16 protein-coding genes are annotated in these 16,076 nt (G+C 34.2%); 9 read left to right on the top strand and 7 right to left on the bottom strand.

The genetic code is table 11. The annotated features are described in order from the left end of the window. The first annotated feature begins 83 nt into the window (after positions 1-83). The gene (locus AC6H22_RS06830; RefSeq protein WP_497515554.1) at positions 84-1,283 is read left to right on the top strand and encodes a tyrosine-type recombinase/integrase; all 1,200 of its coding nucleotides are present in this window, start codon (positions 84-86) and stop codon (positions 1,281-1,283) included. Between the two features lie 523 nt (positions 1,284-1,806). On the opposite strand, the gene AC6H22_RS06825 is transcribed toward AC6H22_RS06830, so the two are convergent. After that, positions 1,807-2,205: a helix-turn-helix domain-containing protein gene (locus AC6H22_RS06825; protein WP_046949302.1), complete on the bottom strand. Its 399-nt coding sequence runs from the start codon at positions 2,203-2,205 to the stop codon at positions 1,807-1,809. 188 nt (positions 2,206-2,393) lie between these two features. Here AC6H22_RS06825 and AC6H22_RS06820 point away from each other — a divergent pair, with 188 nt between their 5' ends. Continuing rightward, a complete protein-coding gene (locus AC6H22_RS06820; RefSeq protein WP_046949301.1) occupies positions 2,394-3,002 on the top strand; it encodes a hypothetical protein in 609 nt (202 codons plus the stop codon). A gap of 24 nt (positions 3,003-3,026) precedes the next feature. Continuing rightward, the gene (locus AC6H22_RS06815; protein ID WP_497515553.1) at positions 3,027-3,950 is read left to right on the top strand and encodes a hypothetical protein; all 924 of its coding nucleotides are present in this window, start codon (positions 3,027-3,029) and stop codon (positions 3,948-3,950) included. A 42-nt stretch (positions 3,951-3,992) separates the two neighbouring features. Here AC6H22_RS06815 and AC6H22_RS06810 read toward each other — a convergent pair whose 3' ends face one another. From AC6H22_RS06810 to AC6H22_RS06800, 3 genes are read right to left on the bottom strand one after another with little or no spacing between them, the layout of a single operon-like run. After that, positions 3,993-5,711, bottom strand: coding sequence for a hypothetical protein (locus tag AC6H22_RS06810; RefSeq protein WP_497515552.1), 1,719 nt, complete (start codon positions 5,709-5,711; stop codon positions 3,993-3,995). 40 nt (positions 5,712-5,751) lie between these two features. Next, positions 5,752-6,030, bottom strand: coding sequence for a hypothetical protein (locus AC6H22_RS06805; protein ID WP_010129410.1), 279 nt, complete (start codon positions 6,028-6,030; stop codon positions 5,752-5,754). Further along, positions 6,023-6,235 carry a helix-turn-helix transcriptional regulator gene (locus AC6H22_RS06800; protein WP_010129411.1) on the bottom strand — a complete coding sequence of 71 codons (213 nt, stop codon included), beginning with the start codon at positions 6,233-6,235 and terminating at the stop codon, positions 6,023-6,025. Before AC6H22_RS06800 ends, AC6H22_RS06805 begins: the two co-directional genes overlap by 8 nt. A 732-nt stretch (positions 6,236-6,967) precedes the next feature. Here AC6H22_RS06800 and AC6H22_RS06795 point away from each other — a divergent pair. Continuing rightward, positions 6,968-8,497: a catalase gene (locus AC6H22_RS06795; protein WP_180372922.1), complete on the top strand. Its 1,530-nt coding sequence runs from the start codon at positions 6,968-6,970 to the stop codon at positions 8,495-8,497. A 64-nt stretch (positions 8,498-8,561) separates the two neighbouring features. Here the strand turns inward: AC6H22_RS06795 and pyrH are convergent, their stop codons facing one another. Beyond that, positions 8,562-9,275 (bottom strand): UMP kinase, encoded by a 714-nt coding sequence (pyrH, locus tag AC6H22_RS06790; RefSeq protein WP_005628053.1) that lies wholly within the window; start codon positions 9,273-9,275, stop codon positions 8,562-8,564. Between the two features lie 130 nt (positions 9,276-9,405). On the opposite strand from pyrH, the gene AC6H22_RS06785 reads away from it, so the two are divergent. The 5 genes from AC6H22_RS06785 (at position 9,406) to rnhB (ending at position 14,124) form a co-directional block, all read left to right on the top strand. Beyond that, entirely contained in the window at positions 9,406-10,965 is a 1,560-nt protein-coding gene (locus tag AC6H22_RS06785; RefSeq protein ID WP_497515551.1) for a phosphoethanolamine transferase, read from the top strand. Positions 10,966-11,092: 127 nt separating this feature from the next. Beyond that, complete coding sequence (fabZ, locus tag AC6H22_RS06780) at positions 11,093-11,497, top strand: 3-hydroxyacyl-ACP dehydratase FabZ (protein WP_044233196.1); 405 nt, start codon at positions 11,093-11,095, stop codon at positions 11,495-11,497. A 13-nt stretch (positions 11,498-11,510) separates the two neighbouring features. Next, positions 11,511-12,299 carry an acyl-ACP--UDP-N-acetylglucosamine O-acyltransferase gene (lpxA, locus tag AC6H22_RS06775; RefSeq protein ID WP_005629710.1) on the top strand — a complete coding sequence of 263 codons (789 nt, stop codon included), beginning with the start codon at positions 11,511-11,513 and terminating at the stop codon, positions 12,297-12,299. Positions 12,300-12,365: 66 nt separating this feature from the next. After that, positions 12,366-13,538, top strand: coding sequence for a lipid-A-disaccharide synthase (gene lpxB / locus AC6H22_RS06770; RefSeq protein WP_497515550.1), 1,173 nt, complete (start codon positions 12,366-12,368; stop codon positions 13,536-13,538). After that, entirely contained in the window at positions 13,531-14,124 is a 594-nt protein-coding gene (gene rnhB / locus AC6H22_RS06765; protein WP_497515549.1) for a ribonuclease HII, read from the top strand. Before lpxB ends, rnhB begins: the two co-directional genes overlap by 8 nt. A gap of 223 nt (positions 14,125-14,347) precedes the next feature. On the opposite strand, the gene AC6H22_RS06760 is transcribed toward rnhB, so the two are convergent. Continuing rightward, a complete protein-coding gene (locus tag AC6H22_RS06760) occupies positions 14,348-14,893 on the bottom strand; it encodes a YggT family protein (RefSeq protein WP_118817505.1) in 546 nt (181 codons plus the stop codon). Continuing rightward, the gene (gene corA / locus AC6H22_RS06755; protein ID WP_005629627.1) at positions 14,893-15,840 is read right to left on the bottom strand and encodes a magnesium/cobalt transporter CorA; all 948 of its coding nucleotides are present in this window, start codon (positions 15,838-15,840) and stop codon (positions 14,893-14,895) included. Before corA ends, AC6H22_RS06760 begins: the two co-directional genes overlap by 1 nt. Positions 15,841-16,076 lie beyond the last annotated feature (236 nt).

Here is a 16,076-nt window from a genome sequence, read left to right as displayed (position 1 = left end):
AGTGTTACTAAATTACTTATAACTCAATGATTTATAAAATAAATTTCTAATATTTTAGTGTTACTTCATTTTGGAGGTATCTAATGGCAAGAAGAGCTTCTCCCTTAACAGATACGGAGATAAAAAAAGCTAAGCCAAAAGAAAAAGAGTATAGCTTATGTGATGGTTATGGGCTTTTATTAAGAATTAAGCCTAACGGCTCTAAATTATGGCTATTTAATTATATACGACCTATTCTTGGTACAAGGACTAATTTAGGGCTAGGTACATATCCGATAGTTAGCTTAGCTGAAGCTAGAATGTTAAGAGATGACTGTCGTAAATTATTAGCTCAACAAATTGATCCTAAAAAACATAGAGAAGAACTAGAAAGAAAGCAGCTTATGGATACTCAAAGTTCCTTTGAGAAAGTTGCAGAACTTTGGAAAGAGAAAAAAAGTTCAGAAGTTGAAGAGAAAACGATCAATAAATATTGGCGAAACTTAGAGCTTCATCTTTTTCCTTTGATAGGTCGATATTCTATTAAAGAAATTAAGCCTTCTTTAGTAGTCCAAATGTTAAAGAAAGTGGAGGAAAATGGATCTCCAGATATGGTTCATAGACTATGCGGTCATCTAAATGAAATCTTAAATTTTGCGGTTAATAGTGGGTTAATTGAAAGTAATACTTGCCTAAAAATTAGCTCTACATTCAAGTCTGTTCGTCAAAGAAATAACCCTAGAATAAGTATTGAAGAAATTCCTACCCTTATAAAATCAATACATAGTGCTAAGATTGAAAAGAAAACTCAATTATTAATCTTATTTCAATTATTAACAATGGTTAGACCTAATGAAGCAAGTAACGCTTCATGGAGCGAATTTGATTTTGATAAAAAAGAATGGAATATTCCTGCTGAAAGAATGAAAGTGAGGTTTCCACATACAGTACCATTATCATCCCAAGTAATGGCTTTGATAGAACAGCTAAGACCAATGACGGGTCATAATAAATATTTGTTTACTCATAGAAGTGATTTAAAGAAAACAATGAGTTCATCTACTGTTAATATGGCACTAAAAAGGATGGGTTACAAAGATAAACAGACTGCACACGGATTAAGGGGATTGGCTAGAACTTTTTTAGCAGAACAAGGCGTTCAACATGAGCATGCTGAAGCTTGTCTAGCACATAAAACAGGAAGCCAAGTTAGCCTAGCTTATAATCATGCTAATTATTTGGAGAAAAGAAGGGATATTATGCAAATGTGGGGAGATTATATTGAGAAATGTTCTCAATCTTAAATTTTTTAGGAGAAATTACCATTAAACGGAGTTGTTTTTTTTTGACCTGCCTCTATTAATAATAAAAAAAACAACTAAATTTATTTATAAATTAGTTAAAAACACTTAATGAGTATCTATCTTGATAGATATGATTACTTACCTATGTAAAAGCTACAAATACAAATTGTAGCTTTTACTATATATTAAGATCTCTTATCTACGTTTATTTTTGAAGAAGATTATCATTATAGATCTATATAGAGAGCTAAGGCTGATGATGAGAATCATCAGCCCTTGATCTATAATTTTTATTAATTAATAGAATTCTAATAATATGGGATCTTAAAAATAGGAAATCACTTAGATATAGAATATATAGTCAATATAATGCGAGAGACGCTTATAGCAGCAAAGATAAAAAAACTCGTAGGGTAACTCATCTTGTCAGAAATAATGCTGATAGCAGTGATTTAGATAGGTTATACAGCGTTTTTTGATACTTAAATAAATTTAGATAAAATAAGTATATTATAGATAGTGTCTATTTTGATTTAAGCAAAGAAATAATCTCTTTCAATGCTGAAATCTCGCTATCTTTTTGTTCAATCACTAGATCTCTTTGTTTCAATAGCTCATCTTTATGTGAAATAGTTAGCTTTAATAGATCGATTTCTGATGTCAAATTCTCATTTGAACCGTAGTAGTTAGTATTATGATCATTCATAAAGAACAGTACATTCTTATCATCATTTTTGATTAGTTCTAAAACATCAATATTAAAGATATTGGCAATTTGCTCCAATTTATGAAGATTGAGCTTAGTTTCTCCACGTTCAATTTTTGCATAGCCGTTCTTAGACATGTTCATTTTCTCAGCCATATCTTCTTGAGACCAATTTCTCGTTTCTCTAATTGTTCTAATTTTGTCATTTACACTCATAAAAAAACCTTTTACTCCACCAACAAAAAGTGGCTCGCTTATACCCTATTTGTTGGTGGAATGCAACAAATTATAAAATAGAATGCTGAAAATTAGCATAACTTCATGCAAAATCAAGTGTTTTTCTTCATATAGGTAGAACTACTTAAATTTTATCAAATTAATATTATCTAATTTTGGGAGAAAGAATGAAAGATTTTAATATTCCTAAGACTATTTTGTCTATATTTATTCCTTTCTTATTTTTTAACCGTGCATATGCAGAAAATAAATATGATGGTTATACTACTCAAGAATGCATAGCTTCTAATTTAAGTAAGGTTGAAGAAGAAAAATGTTTTAATCAAGCAAGTTATTCATCGAGTGAAGAAAATAGTTCAAGTATTGAGATGCAAACTACTGGGAATATGGCTCAAGATTCCGCTTTATTTGAAAAGTCAGATTACCTTACTAAAGGTGCAAATATTGTAAGATTATATGAATTAGCCAAACTGATTTATATAGAACAATTAGTAAATGGAAATACATTAGTTACTCTAACAAATACAGGTTATGTTTCAAATGGAGACAAAGCATTCAAATATTTAGAACAGCATGGAGTAAAAAATAAATGGATAGCTCAACTAGTTGTAGTAATTATGTTTAATGCTATTAAAATCTCAGAGCAATATCAGCAAGATCCATTATGGTCTAAACGAGAGTTTTATTATAATTTGATTCTTCCAATTTTAGATAAGTTAATGTTTAATGAATTACAAGATAGAGGATTTGAACCCTCTGATTATATTAATCAATAATTCTTTTAATAAAAGGTGTTAAATATGAAAAAAGCATATACTATCCCACTATTATTATCTGCACTGATAATTAGTGCTTGTAAACAAGAGACTCCAAATTGTTCTAGTAATGATGCTAAAAAAGTTGTTTTTGATATTGTTAAGGAAGAATTAAGTAATCCAAATACATCTTCTTGGGTAAGAGTTTATGATAAAATCTCCTTCAAGTTAAATGATATTAGAACAAATAAGCATGATAAAGAGTTAGATAACTATCTATGTGTAGCTAATTTGGAAGGAAAGATAAGTGAGCAAGATATTCAATCTGTTTTAAATGATATAAGAAATGAGCAACAAGCTGAATATGAAAAAACAGAAATAATGCTAAAAAATGCATTTAATGAATTTTCATTAAAAATGGATAAAAGAGAAAAAGAACAGCTATCTAAATTAGAAAATGAGTATTCTAGTAAAAAGAACAGTCTTTCTTCAGATAAAAATAAAGCTATTTCTGATTCAGAACAAAAATTACTAGAAAATGAAAATCATTATAAAAGAATGTCTAGCCAAATCGAATTAGATGCTAAAAACTATAAAAGAGCAGGAGCAAGTGATAAAGAAGTGTCTGAGTCTTTAGAACGTAACAAAAAGGAACTTTCTAATAATTACAATCATCATAAAAATAGATTCAATCAAGAAAGGGATGATAAGGTTAAGAATATTGAAGATAATCTTAGTATTTTAGAAGAATCTTACCCTCAAGATATTAATAGAGTAAAAATTTATTATCAACAAGAAAGGGATAAATATTTATCTGAAACTAAAGAACATTTAGATAAAATGGTTAGAGAACATGAACAAGCAATAGAAGCTTATAGAAATCAATATAACAGTGGTATAAAAGCACCTATACGTTATAAAATTGAAAGTAGTGATAATGGAAAAGATTTTTATGTAACTATTCAATAAAAAATAAAGCCTAATAGATAAACTCCCTATTAGGCTTTTATTTTATAAAGTTAAATGTATATTAAGGTATTCCATGAGGGCATTTTGAAGTGGTATAACATCTCTCCTAGATTTAAATTTATGATCAACAATATCATTTAATTCTTTAAGGCTAGTTTTAATTTCCATAATTTCATTTTTTAAATCTAAAATATTCATTTTACAAATGAAGTTTTTTACTTTTTTTAGTGTATTTTTATTCAATTCAGTTTCCATTATACTTAAGATTCTTCTCATTGTAGCCATCCTTTTAAAATCACTATCTTCTATATTCAATATACTATTAATACTTTCTTCAAATGAATCGTATCCATATAATAATTTCTCATTATAATTGTAGAAAAATGCTATAGATACTGACTTTCCTATTCTTGCTTGAGTTCTAAAAATTGCTTGAACTATTTCTGATTTTACTAGATCTTTAGATTCTATTTTAGTATTTAATACTTCAGAAAGTCTCTCTGCATGAAATGAATTATTAAACCACTCACCAAAAAATATTATTGAATCATATTTTATATACTCATTTGTAGCTCTACACTTTCCTGAATTATAATGAATAACCTCATATTTATCTCGCAAATCTTTACTAATATTTTCTTTAATGAAGTTAGGTAGATTCTCTATATGAAATGTATTATTCCATGTAATAACAAGATGTTTATTTCCATTATTCATAGAAATATATTTCTCAAGTTTTCTTATGTCTTCAATAATATCTTTTTTATGTTTCTCATTACTTTTTCTTGTCCTTCGTGTTGATAACAATGTATCATAATAAATATTATTATTTATAACTACTTTACTTTGATTGTATCTTTCTACATTCCAATTATTACCACCTTCAAATAAAAATTCTGCTGTGGCATCTAAAATAATTAATTTTGTATCTTCATCTATAAAGTCATTAATATCTTGGTGTATGATAATATCTGATGATATATCTGTATTAGATAGATCTCCTAAAGATACTATAAGTTTATTGAATAGCCAGCTAACTCTTTCATGATATAGTTTTTCATTTTTTATATCAGGTAAATCATTAAATAATTCATTAAATATATTTTTGTCAAAATTTATTATATTCTTAATTGTCTCCTTATTTAGCCTTATCTCTTTTCCGTATATCAACTCTCTCTTATAAAGTTCTACTAATAATTTCTCATGTTTTACTACTATATCCGTATAAGGGGTCTGGAATTCATCAAAGATAACTAATTCTCTCTTTGTTATCTCTTTCTTTATGGGATCATCATAGTTAATAAATATATTGCTTGATTCATATAAAGCCCTCCAGTTATTAGTTACTACTATTCTATATTTTGACAAAGCATAAATATTACATTCTAATTCTTTTAATGTATCGCTTCCTTTATAAATTCCACAAATGGACTGTTTAGGATTTAATGCTTTAACATCAAATACAAGCCTTTTAATTTCTTCATTTGTTTTTACAATAATCAAAGTAGACTTATCAGTATTAGCACAAAGAACCTTTAAATTTGTGGTTTTCCCTGAGCCGCAACCCCAAGCTAAGACTTGCCTATTTGAATAGCTATCTATGCTATTCTTAAGTTTGTAACTGCTATCATCTACTTTATCTAGTAAATAGTTACGCCTAGAAAGTAGATAATTATTATCATCTACATTGTAATCAATCTCATTATTTTTTAATCTCCATCCCTTCCATTTATCTGGAAAACTTACATTTTCTTTCTTCATAATAATCTCCATAAAAAAGCCACTAAATAGTGGCTTGGATTTAAATTTTTAGCATATAGATATTATCTATTTCAGTTCTTTTTAAATAATCTACTTTTATCAATTCATTTATAGCTTTAATGAATAAATCTCTTTTTAAGTTAAAAACAGATTCCGAATTGAAAGTAGTTAATGTTATTTCTTTATTTTCATTTTTACTTTTTATGATTAATGTGTATAAGACATTTCTAGCATTGCTAGTTAACTTCTTAAAACGTTTCTCTAATGGCAATTTCCTATTAATAATTGAAAAAATCTTATCATCTACTGTTTTAAGCATAGATCACCTCATTTAGGTTTTTAATGTTGTTTAAGTACCGATTTACATCAGATTCAAAGTAGCCTACGGAGTTAGCTCCTAGGCTAACTTTTTTGGGAAAATTAGGCTTATAATAAGCAGAACTTTTATCCTGCCAAGTGTAGAATGTACTTTTAGATATTCCTAATATCGTTAAAAATTCTTTTACCCTGATTATTCTATCCATGGTAAACCCCCTATATATAAAAAGGGTATTACTCTTTAGTTAGTAATACCCTTATATTATTGCGTTTAAAAAAATGATCTGTAATATCACTTTTGATAAGGCGTATAGCCTCTATTTCATATATTAATGAGAAATCCTTACTGTTGTATGGTCTAACTAAAATCAACTTGAGACCATCCTATACTTCCTCCAGATTGCTTGCAAGCATTTTTTGAACAAATTTTCTGCTTTCCAACATAGGAAACTTATCTTATTCATTCTCATATATAACTAATGTTTTCATTAAGAAAATTTTTAAAAATTTCTGTCTAAAAAATAGTCGAATAATACTATTTTACTTTTTTAGATATTTTCCTATTGTTGTGCTACCATTAACTCACAAGGTAGCATACCAGTGCTTTAATTATTATAGATAATCTATCACTTCATTTTTTAGTAACACTAATAGTAACACTGAACACAAGCTCAACAAATAAAGTTATTATAAATAAAAGACTTATATTACTAGTTCAAGTGAGATTATCACCAGCTTATAAGAAAGCCTTGGAATTTTAAATTTCAAGGCTTTTTTGTTGCATAATAAAACCAATAAAAATACATCTAATCTCAAAACCTTGTTACCTTGCATAGTTTTTTTTGATTGATTTGATAGATTTCAATCGTTAAAACCTTTCTGTATTATGTTTACGAAATTTATTTCAACCCTACTTATTTCATACATACAAGGAGTTAATAATGAGTTCTCAATGCCCTTTTTCGCATTTATCGTCTACTAACCTAACTATGGGAAATGGCGCCCCTGTTGCAGACAATCAAAACAGTTTAACTGCAGGTCCGCGTGGTCCATTACTTTCACAAGATTTATGGCTTAACGAAAAATTAGCTGATTTCGTACGCGAAGTTATTCCAGAGCGCCGTATGCACGCAAAAGGTTCTGGTGCATTTGGTACCTTTACTGTCACACACGATATTACGAAATATACGCGTGCAAAAATCTTCAGTGAAGTGGGCAAAAAAACAGAAATGTTCGCACGCTTTACCACTGTTGCAGGTGAACGTGGTGCAGCTGATGCTGAACGTGATATTCGCGGTTTTGCATTAAAATTCTATACCGAAGAAGGTAACTGGGACTTAGTGGGTAACAATACCCCAGTGTTCTTCTTACGTGATCCACGTAAATTCCCAGACTTAAACAAAGCGGTAAAACGTGATCCTCGCACTAATATGCGTTCAGCCACTAACAACTGGGATTTTTGGACATTATTACCTGAGGCATTACACCAAGTAACCGTTGTAATGAGTGATCGTGGTATTCCTGCAAGCTATCGTCATATGCATGGCTATGGTTCACATACTTACAGTTTCTGGAATGAAGCGGGCGAACGTTTCTGGGTAAAATTCCATTTCCATACTCAACAAGGTATTAAAAACTTAACCGATGCGGAAGCGGCAGCAGTTATCGCAAATGATCGTGAAAGCCATCAACGCGATTTATATGAAGCAATCGAGCGTGGTGATTTCCCTAAATGGACATTATATGTACAAATTATGCCTGAAGCAGATGCAGAAAAAGTACCTTATCATCCATTCGACTTAACCAAAGTATGGCCGAAAAAAGATTATCCGTTAATTGAAGTGGGTGAATTTGAACTTAACCGTAACCCAGAAAACTTCTTTGCTGATGTAGAACAATCTGCATTTGCACCAAGTAATTTAGTTCCAGGTATCGGCGCAAGCCCAGATAAAATGTTACAAGCTCGTTTATTCAACTATGCGGATGCACAACGTTACCGTTTAGGCGTGAACTATCGTCAAATTCCAGTAAACCGTCCACGTTGCCCAGTTCATAGTAACCAACGTGATGGCCAAGGCCGTGTAGATGGCAACTACGGCAGTTTACCGCACTACGAGCCAAACAGCTTCAGCCAATGGCAACAACAACCAGATTTTGCTGAGCCACCACTTCGTATCAATGGCGATGCGGCACATTGGGATTATCGCAACGACGATAACGATTACTTCAGCCAACCGCGTGCATTATTTAACTTAATGAATCCAGAGCAAAAACAAGCATTGTTCAACAATACTGCAGCTGCAATGGGTGATGCACCGGAATTCATCAAATACCGTCATATCCGTAACTGTCACTGGTGTGATCCTGCATATGGTGAAGGCGTTGCAAAAGCATTGGGCTTAACAGTTGAAGATGCATTAAAAGCACGTGAAACTGACCCAGCATTAGGTCAAGGCGGATTGTTATAATCTCTAGGCTGTAGCCAAACAAAAACGGTAGGAATTTTCCTACCGTTTTACTTTTCAACATTCACTAACAAATAGTGGTGCCTTCCTCGGTGCCTGTCACTACTTGACGTAATGCACCAGGTTTACCCATATTGAATACTCGGATCGGCATGCCATGATCGCGAGCTAAAGTAAACGCCGCTAAGTCCATCACTTGTAATTCTTTATCGATCACTTCTGCATAACTTAAATTTTTATAAAGTTTTGCATCAGGATTTTTCGCAGGATCACAATCATATACACCATCAACTTTAGTCGCTTTCAACACAACATCAGCTTCAATTTCAATACCACGCAAACAAGCAGCAGAATCAGTGGTAAAGAATGGACTTCCTGTTCCCGCAGAGAAAATGACTACGCGTTTTTCACGTAACATTTTGATTGCTTCAGACCAGTTATAAGTATCGCAAATACCATTTAATTGGAAAGCGGACATTAATTTTGCATTCACATCAGCACGGAATAAAGAATCACGCATTGCCAAACCATTCATCACCGTAGCAAGCATTCCCATATGGTCGCCCACCACGCGATTCATCCCAGCTTTTGCTAGTTTTGCGCCACGGAATAAGTTTCCACCACCAAGAACGACACCTACTTCCACGCCCATTTCCACTAATTCTTTAATTTCAACAGCCATACGATCGAGAATCGCAGGATCGATACCAAAACCATCTTCTCCTTGTAATGCTTCACCGCTTAATTTCAATAAAATACGTTTATAAATTGGTTGGCTCATTGTTTTTTCCTTCTGGCTTAAAAAATTGGCTTATTCTATAAAATAACCACTCAAGAGTGAAGAAGTTAAATATGGAAATTCTGAGTGAAAGGTGGATAATAGCGACATTTTCTTTTCAGGGAAGACAATTATGAACACGAAAAAAACAAGCCAAATTTTGCCCGCACTTTTTGCGGTGATTTGTGCCGCATTAGCAGGTTATTTTATTTTAATCGGTTCTGGAATGTTTACAGAACCAAGTGTGGCCCTTATTCTGCTTGCGACAACAACTATTCTCTTATTAAGCAGCAGTAAAAAATCCTTCTATTTTATTTTGCTACCGCTTGCATTACTGCATGCTTTTTATACGCCTACAGGGCTAAATTTTGGCCCTCCAAGCTACCAATATATCGCCTCGCTTTTCGCGACAGATATGTTGGAAACGAAGGAATTTCTATTGCAAATCCCAGTGAGTAGTTACTTAATTGCTTTCGCTATTCCTATTTTGATTTTTCTTCAATACAAAAGTGCGGTGAAATTTGACATAAAATTTTATCGTAATAAAACATTTATTGCCTTGGCGACATTGCTCTTTGCCTACAACATGCCGCTTGCTGAACCGATTAAAGAAACCGTAAGTTCCACATTAAAAATTGTGGATGAAGTGCAAAAACTAAAACAAATGTCCCAATCTGATAACTGGGGAAAATCAACATTAGAAAATTCACGCTATGATGATTATGTGATTGTTCTTGGTGAGAGTGCGCGGAAAGATTATCACAATGCCTATGGGTATCCGATTGAAAATACGCCATTTATGTCTAGCGCTAAAGGCACATTGATTGATGGTTTTCGTTCTGCAGGTACCAATACAGTCGCCTCACTTCGACTTATGTTAACCCTTCCTAACAAAGAAAAATGGGAACCCAATTACAGCTTGAGTTTAGTGGATCTCATCAAATCTGCAGGCGTGAAAACTTATTGGCTTTCTAATCAAGGTATGCTCGGTGAATTCGATACGCCAGTTTCATCTCTTGCCTCAAAATCTGATGAAACCTTTTTCTTAAAAAAAGGCGGAAGCTTTAATTCTACTAACTTTAGTGATTTTGATTTATTACCCAAATTCACCCAAGTACTAGAAGATCCTGTTCAAGGAAAACGTTTTATTGTGTTGCATATTTATGGCTCACATCCAATGGCTTGCGACCGTGTCGAAGATTATCCAAAAATCTTTGACGATAAAGATCTTAATCCGAGATATGGTTACTTAAATTGCTATGTGTCGTCTATTAAGAAAACTGATGAATTTTTAAAACGTGTATATGATCAGCTTGCAGAAAACGCGAAGAAAAATCACCGCACTTTCTCAATGATTTATTTCTCAGATCACGGCTTGTGCCACCAACAAGATGAAAAAAACAATATACTCTTGTTCAATCAAAACTGTTTCAGTCGAGAACACCATAATATTCCGTTATTCAAAATTTCGTCGGATGACACCGAACGCAAAGAATATAAGGTGTTTAAATCTGGGTTGAATTTCTTAGAAGGAATCGCAAATTGGATAGGAATTAAAAATCCTCAATTAACGCAAACAGAAGATTTATTTTCTAACGAATCGGATAAAAATGACTTTGGATTGCAAAAACGAATTGATGAAAAATATCGTAAAGATGACGATCCTGCCATTGATATTCGTCCTAAACACTAGGCTATATTGAGTGCGTTTTATTTTTAGCCGTAAATATCGTATAATCCGAGAGATTTTATTTGTTTATTTTTTGTAAGGTGTCAACGTGTCAGAACAACAACCAAGAGTGATCGAATCAAAAGAAATTATGACTTTATTACCACATCGCTATCCATTTTTATTAGTAGATCGCGTATTGGATTTTAAAGAAGGCGAATGGTTAAAAGCGATTAAAAATATTAGCGTCAATGAGCCTTGTTTCACAGGTCACTTCCCTGGCGAACCTATTTTACCGGGCGTTTTAATTTTAGAAGCTTTGGCACAGGCAATGGGCATTTTAGCCTTTAAAACTCACGAATTAAAAGGCGGTGAACTATTCTATTTCGCAGGTATTGATGAAGCGCGCTTTAAACGCCCGGTGTTACCTGGAGATCAAATGGAATTAAACGTTCAAGTGATTAAAGAACGCCGCGGCATCACTGCATTTACTGGTGTTGCAACTGTAAACGGTGAAATTGCTTGTGAAGCAAAACTAATGTGCGCTCGTCGTTAATTAAGGGGTAAATATGATCCACCCAAATGCAAAAATCCATCCTACAGCCTTAGTTGAAGAAGGCGCAGTTATTGGTGACGGTGTTGTTATCGGGCCTTTCTGTATTGTTGAAGGCACCGTTGAAATTAAAGCTCGCACTGTATTGAAATCTCATGTTGTTGTACGTGGCGATACGGTTATTGGCGAAGATAACGAAATTTATCAATTCGCTAGCATTGGTGAAGTGAACCAAGATTTAAAATATAACGGCGAAGCAACCAAAACGATTATTGGTAATGGCAACCGAATCCGTGAACATGTGACAATCCATCGTGGAACCATCCAAGGCGGTGGCGTAACCTCTATTGGCAATAACAATTTATTAATGGTGAATGTTCACGTTGCACATGATTGCCAAATTAAAAACAACTGTATTTTGGCAAACAATGCAACGCTTGCAGGTCACGTAGAATTAGATGATTTCGTCATTGTTGGTGGCATGTCAGCCATTCACCAATTTGTGATCGTTGGCGCACACGTCATGTTAGGAGGCGGTTCTATGGTAAGCCAAGATGTACCTCCTTACGTTATGGCACAAGGCAACCACGCCCGTCCATTTGGTGTAAACTTAGAAGGTTTAAAACGTCGTGGTTTTGATAAACCAACCATGCACGCAATCCGTAACGTTTATAAAATGATCTATCGTAGTGGCAAAACGCTCGAAGAAGTGTTACCAGAAATTGAGCAAATTGCAGAAACCGATTCAGCGATCAGTTTCTTCGTTGAATTTTTCAAACGTTCAACTCGCGGTATTATTCGTTAATAAAGTATCTCTGTATCCAACCGCACTTTGCACGCCAAAGTGCGGTTATTTTTTAGGATAAATTTGATGAACAAAACAAATCCAACCATTGCTCTTGTTGCAGGAGAAGTATCTGGTGATATTCTCGGTGCTGGTTTAATTCGCCAGCTCAAAGCTCATTATCCTAATGCTCGCTTTATTGGCATTGCAGGTCCAAGAATGTTAGCTGAAGGTTGTGAGACGCTTGTCGATATGGAAGAACTTTCAGTCATGGGCTTGGCTGAAGTTTTGAAACATCTCCCACGTCTGTTGAAAATTCGCAAAAATGTCATTCAAACTATGTTGCAAGAAAAACCTGATGTTTACATCGGCATTGATGCGCCTGATTTTAATTTGGATGTAGAACTCAAGCTCAAAGCAAACGGAATTAAAACTATTCATTACGTGAGCCCCTCTGTATGGGCATGGCGTCAAAATCGCATTCACAAAATTGCCAAAGCGACTCACCAAGTTCTTGCCTTTTTGCCTTTTGAGAAAGCTTTTTACGATAAATTTAACGTACCTTGCCGCTTTATTGGACACACAATGGCAGATGCTATTCCGCTCAAACCAAACCGTGCCGAAGCCTGCCAAATGCTACAGATTGATCCCGCACAACGCTATTTAGCTATCCTAGTTGGAAGCCGTGGTTCAGAAGTGGAATTTCTGGCTGAGCCTTTCTTGAAAACTGCTTTATTGTTAAAAGAACAATTTCCTGATTTACAATTCCTCGTGCCTTTAGTGAACGAAAAACGACGAATTCAATTTGAAGCCATTAAAGCTAAAATTGCGCCAAATCTAGATATGCATTTAATTGATGGCAATGCACGACAAGCAATGATCGTAGCTGATGCAACATTGCTTGCTTCAGGAACAGCAGCACTTGAAGCAATGCTTTGTAAATCACCCATGGTGGTTGGCTATCGAATGAAACCACTGACCTATTTCTTAGCAAAACGTTTAGTGAAAACCGATTATATTTCTTTACCAAACTTGCTTGCGAATGAAATGCTCGTTCCTGAAATGATTCAAGAAGAATGCACGCCAGAATTGCTCGCTGAAAAACTATCTGCTTATCTTTCTAATGATGAAAGTGCGGTAAAAAATCGCCATGTTTTAATTCAGCACTTCACGGATTTACACCAAAAAATTCAATGCAATGCCGATAAGCAAGCGGCCCAAGCAGTCATTGATTTATTAGAAGGAAAAGAAAATGTTTGAATATCCACAAGGCTATGAATTGATCGCTGGCGTTGATGAAGTTGGGCGAGGTCCTCTAGTTGGGGCGGTTGTCACGGCTGCTGTCATTTTAGATCCGAATAACCCAATTGAAGGCCTCGCTGATTCTAAAAAACTTTCTGAGAAAAAACGTTTAGCCCTTTCTGAAGAAATTAAAGAAAAAGCCCTTGCTTGGGCATTAGGACGAGCAGAAGCTAACGAAATTGACGAGATCAATATTCTACAAGCCTCCTTGCTGGCAATGACTCGAGCAGTAAAATCTTTAAAAATTCAACCGCACTTTGTGTTGGTTGATGGCAATAAGATCCCAAAAGATTTAGATATTCCAGCGCAAGCCGTCGTAAAAGGTGATAGCCTTGTAGCGGAAATCAGTGCAGCCTCTATTTTGGCGAAAGTAGCACGAGACCAAGAAATGGAAGAATTAGACAAGCAATATCCAGAATACGCTTTTGCCCATCATAAAGGCTATCCGACCAAATTACATTTGGAAAAATTAGCTGAACTTGGCGCGTTACCGCAACATCGTCGTAGCTTTGCCCCAGTGAAAAAAGCGCTAGAAAATCGTTAGAATTTTAATCGAGAAATTCTTTTATTTTATTAGGCTATAAACGAAATATTGTTCTCTTTTTATTAGGTTGATCCACCGTAACGTCTTGTTTTAGTAAATTATCGGTAATACTATGAGTTAAACTAAACGATATCAGAAATGGAAAGCTAATCTTTAATGCTCTTACGATTTTCACTATTTTGAGGATAAAATTGATAACCTATTATTTACAGCCTATTAATCTCTAACCAGCAATCATCCAAAGTCCACCTAACATATCAAGCATTAGGTTATTTAAGAACAATAAGATAAATACGATGACCATAGGGGAAAAATCAATCATCCCTAATGTTGGTAAGAATCGACGGATAGGTTTTAAAAGAGGTTCTGAGAGTTGATAAAACGCATAAATCACAGGACTATTTCCACGATTAAACCAACTTAAAACCGCCCCAATAAAAAGCACATAAAAAATTGCTAAACCAATGCTTTTCAATACAGTTAACACACCCAATACTAAGAGTACATTTACTGATAAACCAAAATAAATAATACCTTTCAACATACCGATAATAAATACTAACAGTAAAGCAGAAGTATCGATATTTTTAACAGTAGGCGCAATTTTACGTAGAGGTTTTAATACTGGATCAGTCATTTTTACTGCAAATGTTGAAACAGGGTTGTAATAATCCACTCGAGCAAACTGTAACCAAGCTCGTAAGATCAATACAAGTGCGTAAAGATTAATAATTGACCCGATAAATAATGCGGTTTGGGATAATTCCATCATAGCCATCCTTTTCTTCTGAAATAAATATATGGTGTCAATGCGGCTGCGATCATTAATCCAATTGCCATTGGATAACCATATTTAAAATGTAATTCAGGCATAAAATCAAAGTTCATACCATAAGTGGATGCAACTAATGTTGCAGGAAGGAACATCACAGAAACAACTGAGAAAAATTTCATAATTTTGTTCTGTTCAATATTGATGTAACCCATTGCAGCTTGCATTAAAAAGTTTACTTTTTGGAACAAGGATTCATTATGCGGCTGTAAAGATTCAATATCTCGTAAGATTTCTCGTGCTTGTTCTAATTGATTAGTTGGTAAGCGCGTTTTGCGAACCAAGAAACCTAGTGCGCGTTGAGTATCCATCAAGCACAAACGAACTTTTGAGCTCGTATCTTCTTGTTCCGTGAGTGTATTTAATGCCTCATCAAAGGCTTCATCTTGTTTCCCGTTTAAAATAACGCGACTCAACTCTTCCAAATCTGCATAAACGTTTTCAATCACGTCCGCTAATTGCTCAATTTTCGTTTCAAATAAATCCAGTAAAACTTCATAAGAATTACATTCTAACAAGCGCTGGCTACGTGAACGCATACGATATAAACGGAATGCTGGTAGCTCGCGATCACGCAACGTAAATAAACGGCCATCACGAATAGTAAAAGCGACGCTCGCTAAATCAGCATAATTGTCTTCATCTTCGCAATAAAAAAATGAGTGAAGGTGTAAACCATCTTCGTCTTCAAAGAAACGGGCGGAAGCTTCAATATCTTCCAATTCTAGAAAAGATGCTAAGCTTTGACCTAAGCCTTCTTGTAGCATTTCACGTTCTTCGCCTGTTGGCTCAAGTAAATCAAGCCAAATGGCAGTATTGAGATCAGTTTGGTCTTCGTCAATGCGAACCAAGCGGGAATCATTGATAGCAAACGCGTTGATCATTTCATACTCCTTATAGGATTATGAACAGCTAACAGTGAACAAATTAAAGAAGAAACGAAAGTGCGGTGAAAAATCGCAAAGTTTTCGTTAAGAGATGCCGAAACAACGGTAAATTTACCGGCGAACGCGCGCCGATAATAAAAAGGCGGGCGTCTAGAGCGATATTCGGTATCGACTATGACTGTCCAAAGTGTGTGTCCTTCTCGTTAAAAAATCGGGCGAATGTTACGCTTGAA

The organism is Haemophilus sp. THUN1690 (assembly GCF_059704375.1).
Note: the sequence above shows the minus strand (reverse complement) of the source record. Positions and strands in the feature narration are given on the sequence as shown.